Below are 19,253 nucleotides of genomic sequence, written 5' to 3'. Positions count from 1 at the left end.
ACGTTTGGAGTGCATGAAAAAAGTCTTCTCTTGGAAAAAGAGAAGACTGTATATAAGTTTATAGGAACATCATACCTGCAACTGCTGCATTTAAGAAGTTCGCTAATGTACCAGCGATAACTGCTTTAATCCCTAATTGTGCAATTTGTTTACGTCGAGTAGGAGCTAGTGTTCCTGTTACACCTAATTGAATTGCGATAGAAGAGAAGTTTGCGAATCCACAGATTGCGAATGTTAAAATTAGATTTGTTTTTGCAGAGAACTCTGCCATATGTGGTCCTAAGTTTGCGTATGCAACGAATTCGTTGATTGCAAGTTTTTGACCGATAAAGCTTGCTGCTTGTACAGCTTCACCTGGAGAAACCCCGATTAAGATTGCAAATGGTGATAGTAAGTAGCCGAAGATTAAATCAAGGCTAAGTTTAATATGGAATAAAGACCCAACTAATCCTAATAGACCATTTAATAAAGCGATTAATGCGATGAAAGCCATTAACATTGCTGCTACGTTAATAACAAGTTGCATACCTTCAGATGCACCACGTGCAGCTGCATCGATAACGTTTGCATCTTCACGTTCTGTAGAAAGTTCAACGTTATTATCTACTTTTTCTGTCTCTGGCATGATTAGTTTCGCAATTAATAAGCTTGATGGAGCGGCCATAATTGCAGCTGCTAATAAGTGCTCTAACGGAATACCCATTGCTGCATAGCCGACAAGAACTGATCCAGCAACAGCTGTCATACCGCTTACCATAATAGTGAAGAATTCACTATTTGTTAAGCGTGCTAAGTAAGGTTTAATTAAGATTGGAGCTTCAGTTTGTCCTAAAAATACAGTCGTTACTGAGTTTAAGCTTTCTGCTTTAGAAGTTCCAAGAAGTTTACTTAATGCACCACCAACGACGCTAACAAATTTCTGCATAATACCGAAATGATATAAGATTGCTACTAATGAACTAATAAATACGATTGGAAGTAGTGCTTGAATAAAGAATACAAATCCCCAAGGTCCTTTTGCGTTGACTAAATCCCCAGCAACGAACTTAATTCCCTCGTAAGAAAAATTAATTAATCCTTGAACACCGTCAGCAGCGTGTTTTAAACCTGCTTTACCAGCATCCCATCGTAATACGATAAATGAAAATGACATTTGTAATGCTAGCGCGATTAAAATTGTGCGCCAATTAATAGCTTTGCGGTTGGAAGATAGTAAGAAAGCAATTGCTAATACCCCAATCACGCCGCCAATTCCCCATAAAAGATTCATGCAGTGTATGCTCCTTCCTCATAGTAAAAAAGTGTATAAACCAGTTGTCTATACTTTTGCGAATATACATCTTAAGTAACTTATCATAATGGACATCGGAGGTCAAACGTCTAATGAAAAGTTTAAATAAAAAGAAAATTCTTCAAAAAAACACATATGAAATAAATAGACATGAAATAGGTTATGTTTTTTATGGGAATATATACATTATGATAACGTTATGGATTGTTTTTGCAGAATAAAGTGTATGAAATGGAAGAATAGATACATTATTTTTGTAGAGGGTAGCTAGGGGAGAGGGAGTAATGTGTTGAAATCGCACAAAAAAGCCTTCTAGTAAACTAGAAGGCTTTGAAACTATTAATTAAGGTGCTTTCGTGTATCCTAAGAAGTGGCTCTTCCAATAAGAGTTACTTAATGAAGCGATTGCTACACCCTTATCTCCAGCTTGGATAAATGATCCGCCCCCAAGGTAAATACCCATGTGAGAAGGACCTGATTTATAAGTATTTTGGAAATAAATTAAGTCACCTGGTTGTGGATTTGAAGTTTGTGGTAGGCTACTCCAATATCCCGCAACACTTTGACGGCTAATGTTATGACCAAATTTCTTAAATACGTGGTAGATGTAGCCACTGCAGTCTACGCCGTTAGCAGAAGTTCCGCCCCAAACGTATGGTACACCTTGCATTGATTCTGCATATGCAAGTACGGAAGAACTGTCGCCACTATTATTGCCTGTATTATTATTGTTGTTGTTATTGTTTTGATTGTTTTGATTGTTTTGATTGTTATTTTGGTTATTGTTAGGCTTATTATCTACTGCGCCTCCAACTGGTGTTTTAGATAGGTAACGTGTTCCGATATAACCAGTTTGACCGTTGTAGTTAATTTTGCTCCATCCAGAGTTTTCAGAGATTACTTGAACCTTCTGACCTTGTGGAAGTGCGCCTATGATTCTATAATTTGTACCTTCGCCGCTACGTACATTTAGTGCAGAAGCATTAATGTAATAGTCGCCAATTGCACCTTGGTTAGGTTTTTCAGGTTGTTTTGGTTGCTCAGGAGTAGTAGTGCCACCTTTAACGAATTTTACAAATTCGCTACTAACAAAGCCTGTTTTTCCTTGGTAATTTACTTTAAACCAACCGTTTTCAGATCCAACTACGTTTAATGTTGTACCGTTTAAAACGCCACCAATTACACTATGGTAAGCGGCAGGGCCTGTACGAACGCGTAAAGATGTAGCGTTAACTACGTAAGAACCACCAGTTTGAATAGTTCCATTATTATTGTTTTGCTCTTGTTTGTTGCCTTCTGTAACGTTTTCGTTAGAACCGCCTTTTGTTACGTAGTCTTTGCTTATATAAGCAGTTTGTCCTGCGTAATTGATTTTGAACCAATCTTGAACTTCGCCGACAACTTGTACTACTTGTCCTTTTTTGACAGAACCTACAGTTGTGTGAGAAGTGCTAGGACCTGTACGAACGCGAAGGGAAGATACATTTACTGTATAGTTTCCGCTTGCTGGTTTTACTTCTTGGTTGTTATTATTCGTATTGTTGTTTGAAGAACCCCCATTAGAAGAAACGCCAGATACGAATTCGCCACTTACATAACCTACTTGTCCATTATGGTTAATTTTCACCCAACCATTTTCTTGTCCAATTACGTTTAATGTTTGTCCTTCATATACACGTCCAGAAACAGAACTAGATGTGTTAGGAGCTGTACGTACACGTAATACATCAGCAGTAACTTTATTGTTTCCACCTGTGCTTACATTGTTGTTTGCTGCTCCACTTTTTGATACAAATTCGCCACTAACAAAGCCTGTTTGTCCGTTAATGTTAATTTTGAACCAACCATTTTCTTCGCCAATCACGTTTAATGATTGACCGTTATAAACGCGTGAGATGATGTCGTGAGAAGTGCTTGATCCCGCACGAACATGTAATACGCTCGCGTTTACCTTATAAGATGAGTCGTTTGATGCAGAAGCTTGGACAGTTGTAGCAGCTTTTTGTGCATTTTGTTCAGGTGCAGCTTGAACACTATCAAGTGTAGGTGCTGCTCCTCCTGCTACAGACACTGCCGCAAGACCGGCAAGGTACTTTTTCATAATTTGTCGATTCCTTTCTGTCTGTAATGTAGTGAAGAAATATTTACCAACTGTTAAAAATTCTAAAGAGCATGTCGATTACTGTCAAGACTTATATAGGAATCTGAATATGACAAAAAGATTACAAGAAAAAAATCAAGGCATAAAATTACACCTTGATTTCCATTTAAATACATATATTGAATATGAAAGGACAGAAATTATTCGTGTTTAAGAAGATGCCATATTGGATTGTAACAAGATTTGATTAAAAGATTTTTGCAGTTTTTTGGTGATAGGTCCAACTTGCCCATCTTGAATCGCGGTTCCATCAAGGTGGGTCATTGGTAAAATTTCAATCGTTGTGCCTGTAAAAAAGCATTCATCTGCTTGATAAACGTCACGAACGCTGAAAAGTTCTTCCTGTACAGGAATGTGAAGAGTATTGGCTAAAGAAAGGACATATTGACGAATAATGCCATTTAAAATAAGGTGATTGGCTGGATGTGTGTAAAGAGTTCCGTTTTTAATTAAAAAGAAGTTGGAATGGCTTCCTTCCGTTACAATACCATTCCTTACGAGAAGTGCTTCTTTACACCCTTTACGTTCAGCTTTCGTAGCAGCTAGTACGTTTGGTAATAAATTTAATGATTTAATGTCACAGCGTAGCCATCGAGTATCCGGTTCTGATATAGCGCGTATACCATATTCGATCCATAACGCTGGTCTTTCTTTTTTTGTAATATAGGCATAAATTGTCGGAGGGTTGTCATATGAAAATATATGTGTGCGAGCTTGTACACCGCGAGATACTTGCAAATAAATTGTGCCATCTTCGTGGAAATGGTTTCTTTCAATTAATTTGTAAAGTAAAGTGATGAGTTCAGCTTTTGAGAAAGGGAGCGATAATTCTATTTCTTCCATGGATCGATATAATCTCGTTATGTGCGGATCTAATAAGTGAAAGTTCCCTTTATATAGGCGAATAACCTCGTAGACACCATCTCCGAACTGCAAACCTCTTTCTTCAAGTTCTATGTACGTTTGTTGTTTTGTTGTATCAATAACTTTATCATTCCAAAGTACAAATTTTTCGTATGCCAATTTCCGTCCCATCCTTTCGTAAGTACGTAAGTAACGTGAAACTTTCATTCATGCGAGATAAGAATCACTATAGTAATTTTTATGTAAGTAATTCTCTACATATGCCCGTAAATGCCCGATTGGTGAGGGCTGATTAAAGTTTCACTTTACAGCATTTTGTATATACAAATTCGAAAATAAGAATGAGAATCCTGCTTTTAAATAAAAAAAAGCAACATTCTTATGGAATGCTGCACAAGGAGGGTAGCTATCTTTCATAGGGACATTGTCTCGTTGAATGCTTTGTATGGAAACAAAACATGTTGAAAGACAATTATAAGAAAGTAGAAACAAAAGATTTACACATTTCTTTAAGGGATCTTACGAAAGATGAGAGATAAGAAATATGTAGAACCTTGTTTACATATTTTATTATAGAGATTTTTCATTAACACTATGTGAATATTTGGTAAAGGTTATGTAATTTTAAAGTTAATGAATATAAGTAGTTGTATGGAAGAAAATAAAAAAAGAGGCTGAGATTACTCAGCGCTCTTCTTTTCTTCTTTAATAGCTGTTTTTACTTCACCAGTTTTGATCTTATTACTTTCAGAGAAGCGAAGTAAGTCACCTTCAATGATTTTATCAGACATGTTCAATTCATTTTGGGCACGATCAATTAGTGGTTGAGATTCTTCTTTCGGTAATTGTACAACTTCGCCAGTAGCACGGTCGTAGAATGTACTGTTTGTGTACATGTATTTATCTGTAATGAAGCTACCGTCACGAAGAACAACAAATCCTTTATTATCAGGTGAGAATACATCATGACCGAATCGAACGTCATTTGTAGAATCTACACCAAGTAAGTTTAGAATAGTTGGTTTAATGTCAATTTCACCAGTTGGTTTCGAAATCGTTTTACCTTCTTTTTGACCTGGAACGTGAATAAACATCGGTGTTTTTTGTAAGTTCATATGATCAAATGCAGTGATTTCTTCTTTTCCTAAGAACTGTGCCATTGCACGGTTATGGTTTTCAGAAATACCGTAGTGGTCACCGTAGAATACGATTACTGAGTTGTCGTAAATACCTTCTGCTTTTAGACGCTCAATAAAGTGTTTCATTGCTTCGTCTAAGTAACGAGCAGTTACCATGTAACGGTCAAATACTCCATCACCAGAATTATATTCGTCGATTAATTTTGTACTGTCATCGTAAGTGAATGGGTAATGATTCGTTAAAGTAAGGAAGCGAGTATAGAATGGTTGCTTCACTTCTTTCAACATATCAATAGATTGATCGAAGTATTCGATATCTTTTAATCCCCAGTTTAATTTTGTTTCCGGCGTAATCTTGTAATCAAGCTCGTTGTAGTAACGATCATAACCAAGTGCTGGATACATAATGTTACGGTTCCAGAATGTTGCGTTGTTTGCGTGGAATACCGACGTGTGATACCCTTGCTGACGTAAAATTTCTGGAGTTGCTGTATATTCATTGTTACCGTGTGTGAAGAATACAGCACCGCGGTCTAGTGGATATAAAGAAGTATCTACTAGGAATTCAGCATCAGATGTTTTACCTTGCCCAGTTTGATGGAAGAAGTTATCAAAGTAATAACTTTCTTTCGTAAATTGGTTTAAGAATGGTGTAACTTCTTGTCCGTTAACTGTTGCGCCAATTAAGAATGTTTGTAATGACTCAAGAGAGACAACAATTACGTTTTTCCCTTTTGCAGTACCGAACATATTTGGATCTGGTTTACTTTGTGTTGTTTTCACGTAGTTTTCTGTTTCTTGTAATTTACTACCGTCAGCGAATGCTTTTTGTGAACTTGATTTCGCTTGTAAGCCAAGATCGTATACTTGGTGTACATATAATCCTAAGTTTTTAACAAGCATAACGCGGTCGAATGAACGTGTTAATAGTTCTGGGCGTTCAGCTTCTGCAAGTCCTAAGTTTGCGAAGAAAATAGCAACTGTTGATACGAAGTATAGAGAACGCATCGGGCGTGCTACACGCTCTGTAGGTGCAAAGTTTTTCATTTTCTTCAATAGAACGAAGAATATGATAATGTCTGCAAATGCAAGAATAATTTTGTAGTTAAATAATTCTTTTACACTAGAACCTAAACTTCCGAAGTTAGATGTTTGTCCGAGTACTGGTAAAGTAACGAAGTCATTGTAGAATCCGTAGAACATTACGTTACCAACAAGAACGATTGTTAAGACAAAATTAATTCCAAGTGCTATATAGTTACGTTTTTTCCCTTTTGCAAATAATGCAAGACCAACAAGCAGTAATGATGCTGCTAATGGGCTAAGGAATAAAATGAATTCTTGCATGAAAGATTCAAGTTTTAAATCAAAGCTTGTGCGTGTAATAATGTAAGTTTTCAGCCATAAGGCTAATGCTACGAATACAGTGAAACGCACATTTTGAAATTGTGATTTCAAGGTTTCTTTCATTCATTTCCACCCTTTCTCTATCAGGCTTGGTCGATTTTGGAGCGAAAAATGCTAAAATAAAAAATACATAGTTTTCTTGGCCATAATTAAAGGTTCTATATTCACCCATATACGACTATAACTATGCATACCCTTTTGGTTTCTTTTGTTGCTCATAAGCATAACGTCATTTCTGTATTATACAACAAAATTCATTTCTGAGAAACACTATAACATTTTACATTTTTTGTATAAGATTTGTCACTACCAGAGAAAACTTTAACATTCGTTTTTATGTCCGTCAACTAGAAAATATAACAAAGATAGAGCAGAATGTTAAGTGGAAGTGAAAATTTTCTTTGTTGAGAAATAAGAAACGAAGATGGGTAAGGGTTATCTAGAAATCTATTATATGAAGGAAATTGTGTAAAAATTAACGAACACTTGTTCTTTTTTAGTTTGTTTGTTACAATGAAAGTTCATTGATAGGTTTTGTGTAATTTCTATGAACTTTTACTGATAACATATTGTAGCTTATTTCTTTTTAAAAATAGGGAGGCTTTTACATGAAACAAAAATTTTCAGTTGAAGCGTTTTGGAAGAAAGTAAAACATGTTGCAAAGCAAGCAGGGCAGTCGGTCATTTATACAAGTTTATTACTGTTTTACGTTTTGCAAAGACCCGATGTTCCAAAACGAGTGAAAATTATTGTAATTGGAGCACTTGCTTATTTTATTGCACCGATTGATGCGATTCCAGATTTCATTGCTGGAATTGGTTATACGGATGATTTAGGGGCGTTAACGGCCGCACTAATACAGGTGTCGTTATACGTCAATGAAGATGTGAAAGATAAGGCACGAGTGAAGTTGGCAGAATGGTTTGGTTCGGATATAGACACAACATTTATCGATCAGAAATTAGGTCAATAGGTGAAACCTGTCATAAGGTGACAGGACGAACGTAAGCGAGGAAGTGCATTATGCCATCAGGAAGAACGCATACGAAAATAAACTTAATATCCCTTCCGGTTGTTTTGTTTTTGCTCTTTTCGTATGGATTAACAAATTTTGATTTTTTATTAACTTTTGCAATTGGTTTTTTAGTAGGTACTTCATTTTTAACACCAGATTTAGATACGTACAGTAATGCTTATAACAAATGGGGTTTCTTACGTATATTTTGGTATCCTTATAAGAAAGTAATGCCACATCGATCTTTCTTTACGCATACGATTATACTTGGTGATGTGATTCGTATTGCGTACATGTTAATCGTCTTTTCTCCATTTTTATTTCTATTAAATGTAATCGCACTGGATGGTAATTTAATAGAAATTGCGAAGAAACATGAGGTTGAAATTGTAACGTTCTTAATGGGAATTGTTGTGGCAAGTACGCTCCACATTATAGCGGATAAAGTGAATACACGCCGAAAGAAAATGATGAGAAAAAAGAAGAAACGCAGAAGATAAAGTGAACGAATTAGGAAAAGGGCCCCTTGCAATTTGCAAGGGGCCCTTTTTAAACAAACATTTGTTTAAAATTAAGCTTTCAGCACTTTAATTCCTTTTACAATGTTCCAGATGAAGTAGTATAAGCTGATGATTCCGCAAATAGCTAAGACAATCATTGATCCAATTCCAAGTGTTACATCTGGTTGATCAGATCCAAGACCCATAATTCCTAAAATAGTTACGCCAATGAATGTAGCGATACTTGGAATGATGTGTGTCCATAGAGCACGTTTTGCATGTGGTTTTGTTTCAGCGTCTCCTACAATCCAAACGATAATAGGGAATAAGATAGGGGCAAATAGTACACTAAAGTATGATAACGCAGCTAATATTTTATTTCCGTTCATATATATCACCTCATAAATAATTTCTGTTGTTATACTATTATTATGCAATAATTTTGGCAAACTTCCTATCGATGAACATTACAAGAACGTGACGATTTTGTAAGATTTTCTGTTAAATAATAAAATTTTCAAAAAAATCTTTTTTAATAGAAATTGTTATGGTACAGTATAAATGAAAGTTGTTGAAAACGTTTTCTTAAACGTTTTTTTATTTTAGACTTAAAGGTATGATGACCTGATATTCTATTGATGAGGTTATTGTATTTAAAAGGGGATTCTTTAGGGGGAGAGAACAATGAACACATGGACACAAGTTTATGATCCATTCGGAAACATTTGGATTTCGGCAGCGGTCGCACTTATTCCGATTATCTTTTTTTTCTTAGCTTTAGCAGTTTTCCGCATGAAGGGGTATGTAGCAGGATTTATTACAGTTGTACTTACAGTTTTAGTAGCGTTATTCGCTTATAAAATGCCGTTCAAGATGGCAATGGCAGCAACCGGGTACGGTTTTTTGTACGGGTTATGGCCAATTGCTTGGATTATTATTATGTCGGTATTTTTATATAAAATTTCTGTAAAAACAGGTCAATTCGATGTGATTCGTGCATCGGTATTATCGATTACGAACGATCATCGTCTACTCGTTATTTTAATTGGATTTTCATTTGGAGCATTTTTAGAAGGAGCGGCAGGATTTGGAGCACCAGTAGCGATTACAGCAGCGCTTCTTGCGGGTCTTGGGTTAAATCCTTTATACGCAGCAGGTCTTTGTTTGATTGCAAATACTGCACCAGTGGCGTTCGGAGCGATGGGAATACCGATTACAGTTGCTGGACAAGTGACAGGTATTGATCCACATAAAATTGGACAAATGGCTGGACATCAATTACCGTTCCTATCATTATTTGTTCCATTCTTTATCGTATTTTTAATGGATGGATTTAAAGGGATAAGACAAACGTGGCCTGCGTTACTTGTAGCGGGTAGTTCATTTGCGATTACGCAGTTTATTACAGCGACATTTTTAGGGCCAGAACTTCCGGATATTACATCGGCACTTGTAAGTTTAATTAGTTTAGCGCTGTTCTTAAAAGTTTGGCAGCCGAAAGAAATCTATCAATCCGGGCAAGCAAATAGTGAAGTAGCAGCAACAACGACAGCAGCATCGATGCCGAAATTAACGTTTGGAAAAGTAGTAAAAGCATGGTCTCCATTTATCGTATTAACGGTTATGGTAGTCATTTGGAGCCAAAGTTTCTTTAAGGCATTATTCGCTCCAGGAGGGGCTTTAGAAAGTCTTGTATTTAAGTTTAAAATTCCAGGTCTGCATAATCTAGTAATGAAAGCAGAGCCAATTGTAAATAAACCAACGCCTTACGAGGCAATTCTGAAGTTTGATGTATTATCGGCAACCGGAACAGCGATTTTAATTGCTTGTATCATTTCCATGTTTATTTTGAAAATGAATGTAAAAGATGCAGTAGTGACATTTAAAGAAACGTTAAGCGAATTAAAAATGCCAATTCTATCTATCGGATTCGTACTAGGGTTTGCATTTATCGCAAACTATTCTGGTCTATCTTCCACGTTAGCGTTAGCATTAGCTGGAACTGGCGGACTATTCCCGTTCTTCTCACCATTCTTAGGCTGGATTGGCGTATTCCTAACAGGGTCTGATACGTCTGCGAATGCACTGTTCTCAAATTTACAAGCCATTACAGCGCAGCAAGTCGGCGTATCTGAAGTGCTCCTCGTTGCAGCAAATACAACAGGCGGTGTAACAGGGAAAATGATTTCCCCGCAGTCGATTGCGATCGCTTGTGCGGCGGTTGGTCTTGCTGGAAAAGAATCGGATTTGTTCCGTTTTACAGTGAAGCATAGCTTATTCTTCGTAATTATTGTTGGTATTATGACGTATGTGCAGGCGTATTATTTAACGTGGATGATTCCATAAAAAACAAAAGAAATAAACTTTGAATTTTTCAGATTATCGTGTATGATGGGAAAGTATTGAAAATTAAATCAGTGATAAACTAGGGGTGCCTAACGTATGCGTAGGCTGAGAGAGAAGCGCGTGAACTTCTTAACCCTTTGGACCTGATCTGGCTCGTACCAGCGTAGGGAAGTTAACGGCTTTACATAATGATGTCTTTATGAGCCAGGTCCTTATTTTTTTATGGACCTGGCTCTTTTTATTTTGGCATGCGCTGGCCATATCTCGTCCTTGTCACGAACAGGGGGGCAACAAAAATTATGAAACAATCTGTTTCAGCTGAGCAAATTGAATTGAAATCGAGTTTACCAGGGAGTAAGAAAGTATATGTGGATGGACCACGAGAAGGCATGAAAGTACCGATGCGTGAGATTGAACAAAGCGAAACGAATGGCGTCCCAAATCCACCAATCCGTGTGTATGATACGAGCGGTCCTTATACAGATCCTGCGTATAAGGTCGAGCTGGAAAAAGGCATTCCAACGCCGCGCCACTCTTGGATTATGGGGCGTGGTGATGTAGAAGCATACGAAGGGCGTGAAGTGAAACCAGAGGATGACGGTGTGAAAGTAGCTTCGAAGCATACACCTGTTTTCCCGCAAATGGATCGCCAACCGCTTAGAGCAAAGCAAGGTGCAAATGTTACGCAAATGCACTATGCACGTAATGGCATTATTACTTCTGAGATGGAATATGTTGCGATTCGTGAAGGGGTAGAGCCGGAGTTTGTTCGTAAGGAAATCGCAGAAGGCCGCGCTATTTTACCAGCCAATATTAATCATCCAGAAGCTGAACCGATGATCATCGGGCGTAATTTCCATGTGAAGGTAAACGCGAATATTGGAAACTCAGCTGTATCTTCTTCGATTGCAGAAGAAGTAGAGAAGATGACATGGGCAACGCGCTGGGGTGCAGATACGATTATGGATTTATCTACAGGTAAAAATATTCATACGACGCGTGAGTGGATTATTCGTAACGCGCCTGTACCAGTTGGAACTGTACCGATTTATCAAGCGCTGGAAAAAGTAAACGGAATTGCAGAAGATTTAACGTGGGAAGTATATCGTGATACGTTAATTGAGCAGGCGGAGCAAGGCGTTGATTACTTTACGATTCACGCTGGTGTATTGCTTCGTTACATTCCAATCACGGCAAAGCGTACGACAGGTATCGTTTCGCGCGGTGGTTCGATTATGGCGCAGTGGTGTCTATTCCATCATAAAGAAAACTTCCTATATACTCACTTTGAAGAGATTTGTGAAATTATGAAGCAGTACGATGTTTCGTTCTCTCTTGGAGATGGATTACGTCCAGGGTCTATTGCAGATGCAAATGACGAAGCACAGTTTTCTGAGCTTGAAACACTTGGTGAATTAACTAAAATTGCTTGGAAACATGATGTGCAAGTTATGATCGAAGGACCTGGACACGTACCGATGCACTTAATTAAAGAGAATATGGAGAAAGAGCTTGATATTTGTCAGGGCGCGCCGTTTTACACACTTGGGCCGCTAACGACAGATATTGCACCAGGTTATGACCATATTACATCGGCAATTGGAGCTGCGATGATCGGTTGGTTTGGAACGGCGATGCTTTGTTATGTAACGCCGAAAGAACATTTAGGTTTACCAAACAAAGATGATGTACGCACGGGTGTTATTACGTACAAAATTGCAGCGCATGCGGCTGATCTTGCAAAAGGACATAAAACGGCTCATCAGCGTGATGATGCACTTTCAAAAGCACGTTTCGAATTTCGTTGGCGCGATCAATTTAATTTATCTTTAGATCCTGAACGTGCGATGGAATATCACGATGAAACGTTGCCTGCAGAAGGGGCAAAGACAGCTCACTTCTGTTCAATGTGTGGACCGAAGTTTTGTAGTATGAGAATTTCACATGATATTCGTGAGTATGCAAAAGAAAATGATTTAGAAACGACAGAAGCAATTGAAAAAGGAATGAAAGAGAAAGCAGAAGAATTTAAAGAAGCTGGTAGTCATTTATATCAATAACATGTTACACCTCTTTACTTGATTGATCACACTGTAGTACCTAACTTTATTATAGAAGAAGCCCCATTTGCTAAGACGGTAGCAAATGGGGCTTCTGTTGTTTATCCCGCTATTTGTGGGCAGTAAGACCCCCACCTCAAAATTCAGCGGAAGCAAAGAAGTTAGGTCGGGGTCGGGCTGCCCGTAAAAGCCTGATTGGTGAAGGCTAATAATCAGTGGGGGATGAACAAAACCCCCACTGATTAAAGTTTCACTTTATAAGGCGAAGAAGAGATGTACCCAGTAGAATAAGAGGAATAGTGTGACGACTGTTGTGAGCGGGATAACGATAAGGGATACACTTAAATAGTCTTTCCATTTTACTTTAATTTTGTTTTGTTTCAGAATATACATCCAAATGAGTGAAGCTAGTGTACCAATTGGTAGTAATAGTGAACCGATGTCACTACCAATGATGTTTGCAAGATAGATTGTTTTTAATGTGACTGGATCTAGTCCCATTTCTGTTAATGTAATTGTACCAATCATAAGGGCAGGATGGTTATTGAAGACGTTAGAGAGGATGGATACAAGTCCACCCATTGCAAAGCTAGCATAGAGTAGATGCTGATTCACAATTGGCTCGAGCCATTGTACAAGTGCAGCTGTTAATCCTGCGTTGTGGAGTCCGTAAATAATGACGTACATAGAGAAGGCGAAAATTAAAATGTGCCACGGTGTCTTTTTCAAAATGTCGACAGGATTTGTTCGTAAGTAGTACCATCTCCAAATGAGAAGAACGAGTGAACCAAGTACTGCAACGATTTCAATTGGGATGGATAAGAAGGATGCAACGAATAGAAGACAGCGCATAAGGAAGACGAAACCTAATACTTTTAACATGAATCTTGTCCGTTTTTGTTTCGTATCAACAGAATTATTTCCTTTTAGTGGATGGAAGTTTTTCGTGAAGAAAATTTCTTCAATATCATATGAAGAAACAGGTAATTTTTTCGGAAGTTTTTTCTTCAAAACTGTATACATGAGCCATGACATAAATAATAAGCCTAATGTTGCAGGTACAAACATCATAGCAGTATGCATATAAAGAGTCATATTAACGATATTTAATGCGATTAAATTTACGATATTACTTACACCAATTGGTGCACTAGATGCGGTAGCGATTAAAGCACCACTTAATAAATAAGGAATTTGCTGATGAGGTTTTAATTGAAGATTTTTTAGAAGAAGAATTAAAATTGGAGTTGTAATTAAAATACTACCGTCGTTATTGAATAAAAGAGTCATGAGAAAACATAATAATTGAATATACCAGTATAAGCGGCGTCCAGAACCCTTTGCTAGATTTGCTAGTTTCGCTGCGGACCAATGGAAAAAGCCGAAGCTTTCTAATATAACTGCCATGACGATGGTCGCTAATATTGTTATGGAAGCACCGCCAATTTTACTTATAATATCCATGACGTCTGGTTTTGATACAAGTCCAGTAATTATGATGATACCAGCTCCGATTGCTGCTGGCCACGCTTCATTTAAACCTCGAGGCCGCCAAAAGATAACAATCATCGTTAAGAAGAATACAATAATAGTAATCCATATTTCAATGCTCATATTTTGCCTACCTTTCTATTTTCCCTTGAATAGATGTAGCTTGTCTCAAGGTTATATTGGTAGTATATTCAGCAAAAAATAAGAAGAACTAGACGTATAACGAGATGAAGCGAATATGTGTTTTTCATGCTAAAGGACAAGTGTCACGAATAGTGAAATAACTATTATGAGATGAGTCTATAAATTATTGGGGCAGTAAAATAGTAAATGAAATTTATATGGGCGATTATGGAGATATATTGGCGCAATTTAAAATATATCAGCGATTATTGAAATATATCGGCGCAACTTAAAATATATCAGCGAGTATTGAGATATATCGGCGCAACTCAAAATATATCGGCGATTTTTAAAATATATCGACTTATCGACAAAACATGACAAAAGGAGCCCATCCCAAAATGCCTTTTGGAACAGACCCCAAGACTATATTATTTTTCCTTCAAAAAAGTACGATCCTTCAAGAATAAATTCCAGAAGAAAATAAATCCTGGTAATAAAATTGCAATCCCAATTGCGTATAGAATGAGCAGTGCATAGAACGTTTCTGTCGTTGTAAAGCTTGTAAATACAGTTACGTCAGGATAAATAATATACGGTAAATGCGCGACGCCGTAAGCGTAGCTTGCAAATGCATATTGAGCGATGACAGCTAAAACGGCAATACGAGGATATCCTAGTGTATTGTACTTTTTGTTTGTCCACCAAAGGGACGAGTATCCGATAACGAATAAAACAATAGAAACTGTAAACCACGGGAATTGCTTTATTAATCCTTGCATAAGCCAATGTGTTTCAGGATCCATTACAACGAGGGCGATGATCGCCGTAACGAGCGTTGCAGGACCAAGGATGATGGCATTTCTTCTATAAATTCTATACGTATCTTCTGAACTTTGTTCTCTCGCAAAATCAGCAAGAAAGAGAGAGGAGAGAAATAGTTCAGACGTTATTCCGAAGAGCATATAGCAATAGATAACCGGGCTAGAAAGAAGTTTTCCATACAGGAGTACTTCTTTCCCTTCAGACATTGTAATATAGGCTCCCTCTGTAACGGGTAAAACGGTAATTAATAGTGCTGGAATTAAGAGACCAGTAATACCTGAAATAACCCGAAGAAGGTACTGATATTTCGGCAAGGAGTAAGCAAACACCATAAATGTACTACGTACTGCAACGAGCACTAAAATTAACATAACTGGTACGAACATTACTGTCGCAAGGGTAAAGGCCGCTTTCGGAAAGAAGCCGAGAAATGCGACAACGACGAAGACGAGAAACGTATTTGTTACTTCCCAAGTTGGTGATAAGTACCGATTCGCAAGTTTGGCAGCGAGCGTTGGATGTTTTGCGTATACCATGCCCCAAAAACCAGCGCCAAAATCGATGGACCCTAATATACTGTATACGAAAATAAGGGCCCATAAGATGATGATTGCAATACTTTCCTCATGCATGAGAATCGCCTCCTTGGTGTTGTAAATCATTCTTTAATGGATGTCTTCTAAAGAATGTCCGTAGAACAAAGACTGTTAAAATAGCGAGTCCAATATATAAAATGATGAACAAAATAAATAAAGGACCGACGAAATCAGCGCGTGTAGCTGCATCGACGGTACGTTGCATACCATAAATTGTCCATGGTTGACGACCGCTACAACTGAAAATCCATCCGAATTCAATACCGAGCATCATAATTGGTCCGCATGCGGCAGCCCCCCAAAGTAGCCACTTCGGTAGTTCTGTTCCCTTTTTTCGGTACACGAAGTACCAATATAAGAGCGCAATTGCTGCAACTGCAAAGGTGAACGCAGCGGTGCCGACCATTAAGTTGAATAGTGTATGTGTATAAAATGGTGGCCATGTTTCTTGTGGGAATTCGTTTAGACCTTTTACGACAGTGCTAGGGTCTAGTCCCACTAATAAGCTAAGCATGTTTGGAATTTCAAGTGCATAGTTTAGTTCAAGTGTATTAGGATCCACAACTCCGCCAATGGATAGCGGTGCGTGTGATGTCGTTTCAAATAAAGCTTCAGCAGATGCAAGTTTTTCAGGTGAGTGTTTATGTAAGGCAATCGCTGATTCATGTCCTGAAAGCCACATCGTAGCGCCTGTAATAAATGTAACGACAAGCCCTAATAGTAGCCCTTTTTTATGATAAGCAATTTCACGTGTACTTAAATTTTTCTTCAATAATTTAAATCCAGCGATAGAAGCAATGACAGCCGCACCAGTTGCATAAGCCGTAATAACAACATGGAATGCACTTGTGCCAAAACTTGGATTAAAGAAAGCTTTCCACGGATCAACGTTAAAAACAGATCCATCTGGATTCATTGAAAAGCCTGCTGGTGTATTCATCCATGTATTTGCTGATGTAATAAGCACGGCGGATGCCGTGGCACCAAGCATGACGAAAAATAGCGAGATTAATCTCATAAATGGAGGAAGTTTATCGGCTGCATATACGTAAATCGACATGAATAAAGCCTCCAAAAAGAAGGCGAAAATCTCAATTTGGAAGGGAACAGAAATAACTTGCCCAACAATTTTGGCGAAACCAGGCCAAAGAAGTGAGATTTGCACACCAACAATTGTTCCAGTTGGAATTGCTACACCGAGAAGAATAGCAAACGCCTTTGTCCATCTTTTCGCCATAATGGCATAGTCGGAGTCTTTCTTCCAGTGATAGAGTATTTCGCTTATAAAAATCATCAATGAAAGTCCGACGCCAAGTGTTGCAAAGATAATGTGGAATGCTAATGAAGAACCAAAAAATGCTCTTGCTAATGTTACCGTATCCATATGTAAACTCCTCTTCTTTTTTGCCATTATTTTCTGATTGAATTGGAAGATTTATTCAAAAAACTACCAAAAATATATATGTATTTAAAAAGTGAATATGATAATATAATGTTGTAATATTTTGAATAGAAAGAAATAAATAGTTGGTCATGTTTTGTTTGTTTTTTGCTCAGGAATCTTTTATAATCTTTTATGCGAACATAAGTTCTGTTTTTCGGAATCAAGAAGTTTATGTGAAATGGAGAGGGTGTTTTATGTATCCTGAAGTCATTAAAAAGATGGCATTTTCAAAAGAGCATAGAGATTTATTATTGAAGCTATATAATAAAGAAATTACACGTCGTGAATATGATCGACTTGTACAATCGCTATATAAACCTTCTAAAGAGGTTTGCGGGGGATAGAAATGCGGGAGACAATCTAATAGATTGTCTTTTTTAAATTTATGTATGTTCTGATAAAATTAAGGTTAGCCTTACTAGGGAGGTGAAAAGATTGCGGAAACGTTTATATATAGGGATTGGAGTTATCTTCTTAATCGCTTTAGGTGGAATTGTATTTTGGTCAGCTTTACAAGGAAACCGTACAGAAAATTTTATTTTAAGACATATGGTGAATGACAATGGAACGCTTGCCACGTATCGTTTAGTAGATACTAAGGCAGGTACAGGTGAAGCCAAGGGACGTGAAGCTTTATCAGAATCGGCGGGATTATGGTTACAATATACACTTGATAAAGATGATCAGGCGTTATTTGATGAGCACGTAAAGGTTATTCAAGATAATTTCATATATAAGAATCATATCGTTTTATGGAAACTCTCTGAAAAGGGAGAGAGGCAGTCAGCTACAAATGCACTTATAGACGATCTTCGTATTATAGAACAATTATATCGTGCTTATGAAATGTATAAGGAAGAGCGTTATAAAAACCTTGCCGATCAATTAAGTGATGCTGTACTTCGTTATAATAAAAAAGATAATTATTATGTTGATTATTATGATGCAGATGCAGGGAAACAAAATAATTTTGTAACAACATCATACATAAATCCGCGTGCATTCTCCTATATGAAGAAGTACGACAAAGTTTCTGCTCAGCAATATCAGGAGGTCGTTCAATTTTTAGCTGATTATCCAAGGCATGGCTGGGCATTCCCAAAAGAGTATAAAGAAGATGGTACATTTACGTACGATAAAGAAGTGAATCTTATTGACCAATCATACGTTGCATATCATCGAAGTTTAGGTGGTCTTTCATCAGCTGCTTATTTGGAATTTATAAAGAAGAAGTTCCAGGAGGATGGAAAGCTATACGGTCGTTACAATTTAGAAACGGGAAAACAAACTGTGAATTATGAATCGCCGGCCGCGTACGGACTAACGATTTTGTACGTACTACAAACAGGTGATACAAAGTTTGCGAAGGAATTGTATGATCATATGGCCACATTCCGAAATGACAACGTATTTAGTAGATATTACGGTGGATATGTAACAGGTGAAAAGAATAATACGCATATTTTTGATAACGTACTACCACTTTTAGCTGAAATAGAATTAAAAAAGAGTGAACAATAATGAACTGCACCCCAATTGTTAGACACAGTCTAACAATTGGAGGTGCAGTTTTTCTATGGCTAAATTTACAGCTGATGAAAAAATACAAATCGTTCTACGTTATTTGAACGGAAATGAAAGTTATCGAGAAATGGGTAGATCGCTCGGTATAAGTGACACAATCATTTTGAATTGGGTAAACCAATATAAACAGAATGGTCTGGAAGCTTTTCTAAAACGATGTACAAATTACACACAACAATTTAAACTAGACATACTAAACTTTATGATTGAAAACGGTATGTCCTTATTTGAGACAGCAGCTATCTTTAATATTCCTGCCCCTTCAACGATTTCTGTTTGGAAAAAACAGCTCGAAACACAAGGAATTGATGCCCTTCAATCTAAGAAAAAGGGGCGTCCATCCATGAAAAAAGATTCAAATAAACAATTAAAACAACCTTTAGCTGAAGGGTCAGTCGAAGCACTT

15 protein-coding genes and 1 riboswitch are annotated in these 19,253 nt (G+C 37.4%); of the genes, 7 read left to right on the top strand and 8 right to left on the bottom strand.

Features of this window, described 5'->3' with window-relative positions; translation table 11 throughout:
• Nucleotides 1–58: 58 nt before the first annotated feature.
• The 4 genes from ACTJJY_RS28165 to ACTJJY_RS28150 form a co-directional block, all read right to left on the bottom strand.
• Nucleotides 59–1,270 (bottom strand): NupC/NupG family nucleoside CNT transporter, encoded by a 1,212-nt coding sequence (locus tag ACTJJY_RS28165; protein ID WP_377823296.1) that lies wholly within the window; start codon nt 1,268–1,270, stop codon nt 59–61.
• Nucleotides 1,271–1,634: 364 nt separating this feature from the next.
• Nucleotides 1,635–3,392: a C40 family peptidase gene (locus tag ACTJJY_RS28160; RefSeq protein WP_440607126.1), complete on the bottom strand. Its 1,758-nt coding sequence runs from the start codon at nt 3,390–3,392 to the stop codon at nt 1,635–1,637.
• Between the two features lie 210 nt (nt 3,393–3,602).
• Complete coding sequence (locus ACTJJY_RS28155) at nt 3,603–4,487, bottom strand: D-amino-acid transaminase (RefSeq protein ID WP_440607125.1); 885 nt, start codon at nt 4,485–4,487, stop codon at nt 3,603–3,605.
• 509 nt (nt 4,488–4,996) lie between these two features.
• Nucleotides 4,997–6,925 (bottom strand): LTA synthase family protein, encoded by a 1,929-nt coding sequence (locus ACTJJY_RS28150; protein ID WP_440607124.1) that lies wholly within the window; start codon nt 6,923–6,925, stop codon nt 4,997–4,999.
• A gap of 545 nt (nt 6,926–7,470) precedes the next feature.
• Between ACTJJY_RS28150 and ACTJJY_RS28145 the strand changes: the two genes are divergently transcribed.
• Nucleotides 7,471–7,836: a YkvA family protein gene (locus ACTJJY_RS28145; RefSeq protein WP_000810378.1), complete on the top strand. Its 366-nt coding sequence runs from the start codon at nt 7,471–7,473 to the stop codon at nt 7,834–7,836.
• 50 nt (nt 7,837–7,886) lie between these two features.
• Nucleotides 7,887–8,378 (top strand): metal-binding protein, encoded by a 492-nt coding sequence (locus tag ACTJJY_RS28140; protein WP_001139059.1) that lies wholly within the window; start codon nt 7,887–7,889, stop codon nt 8,376–8,378.
• 71 nt (nt 8,379–8,449) lie between these two features.
• On the opposite strand, the gene ACTJJY_RS28135 is transcribed toward ACTJJY_RS28140, so the two are convergent.
• Nucleotides 8,450–8,767 (bottom strand): DUF4870 domain-containing protein, encoded by a 318-nt coding sequence (locus ACTJJY_RS28135; protein ID WP_001014099.1) that lies wholly within the window; start codon nt 8,765–8,767, stop codon nt 8,450–8,452.
• Nucleotides 8,768–9,062: 295 nt separating this feature from the next.
• On the opposite strand from ACTJJY_RS28135, the gene lldP reads away from it, so the two are divergent.
• The gene (lldP, locus tag ACTJJY_RS28130) at nt 9,063–10,724 is read left to right on the top strand and encodes an L-lactate permease (RefSeq protein ID WP_440607123.1); all 1,662 of its coding nucleotides are present in this window, start codon (nt 9,063–9,065) and stop codon (nt 10,722–10,724) included.
• 71 nt (nt 10,725–10,795) lie between these two features.
• Nucleotides 10,796–10,911, top strand: a riboswitch (TPP riboswitch).
• Nucleotides 10,912–11,023: 112 nt separating this feature from the next.
• A complete protein-coding gene (gene thiC, locus ACTJJY_RS28125) occupies nt 11,024–12,784 on the top strand; it encodes a phosphomethylpyrimidine synthase ThiC (protein ID WP_000814479.1) in 1,761 nt (586 codons plus the stop codon).
• Between the two features lie 255 nt (nt 12,785–13,039).
• On the opposite strand, the gene ACTJJY_RS28120 is transcribed toward thiC, so the two are convergent.
• From ACTJJY_RS28120 to cydA, 3 genes are all read right to left on the bottom strand, one after another.
• The gene (locus ACTJJY_RS28120) at nt 13,040–14,398 is read right to left on the bottom strand and encodes an arsenic transporter (RefSeq protein WP_000021123.1); all 1,359 of its coding nucleotides are present in this window, start codon (nt 14,396–14,398) and stop codon (nt 13,040–13,042) included.
• A gap of 431 nt (nt 14,399–14,829) precedes the next feature.
• The gene (locus tag ACTJJY_RS28115) at nt 14,830–15,855 is read right to left on the bottom strand and encodes a cytochrome d ubiquinol oxidase subunit II (protein ID WP_440607122.1); all 1,026 of its coding nucleotides are present in this window, start codon (nt 15,853–15,855) and stop codon (nt 14,830–14,832) included.
• Nucleotides 15,848–17,203: a cytochrome ubiquinol oxidase subunit I gene (cydA, locus tag ACTJJY_RS28110; RefSeq protein ID WP_078994054.1), complete on the bottom strand. Its 1,356-nt coding sequence runs from the start codon at nt 17,201–17,203 to the stop codon at nt 15,848–15,850. The genes ACTJJY_RS28115 and cydA overlap by 8 nt, the downstream gene beginning before the upstream one ends.
• Nucleotides 17,204–17,457: 254 nt before the next feature.
• Between cydA and ACTJJY_RS28105 the strand changes: the two genes are divergently transcribed.
• From ACTJJY_RS28105 to ACTJJY_RS28095, 3 genes are all read left to right on the top strand, one after another.
• Complete coding sequence (locus ACTJJY_RS28105; RefSeq protein WP_000283180.1) at nt 17,458–17,607, top strand: hypothetical protein; 150 nt, start codon at nt 17,458–17,460, stop codon at nt 17,605–17,607.
• 91 nt (nt 17,608–17,698) lie between these two features.
• A complete protein-coding gene (locus tag ACTJJY_RS28100; protein ID WP_440607121.1) occupies nt 17,699–18,784 on the top strand; it encodes a transcriptional regulator in 1,086 nt (361 codons plus the stop codon).
• 55 nt (nt 18,785–18,839) lie between these two features.
• The coding region (locus ACTJJY_RS28095) for a transposase (protein ID WP_440605686.1) at nt 18,840–19,253 on the top strand (414 nt) is incomplete at its 3' end.

Origin of the sequence: Bacillus sp. 22475 (assembly GCF_052044835.1) — a bacterium.
Taxonomy (GTDB): Bacteria; Bacillota; Bacilli; order Bacillales; family Bacillaceae_G; genus Bacillus_A; species Bacillus_A cereus.
The sequence above is the reverse complement of the archived record's forward strand: the minus strand, read 5'-3'. Positions and strand labels throughout refer to the sequence as shown.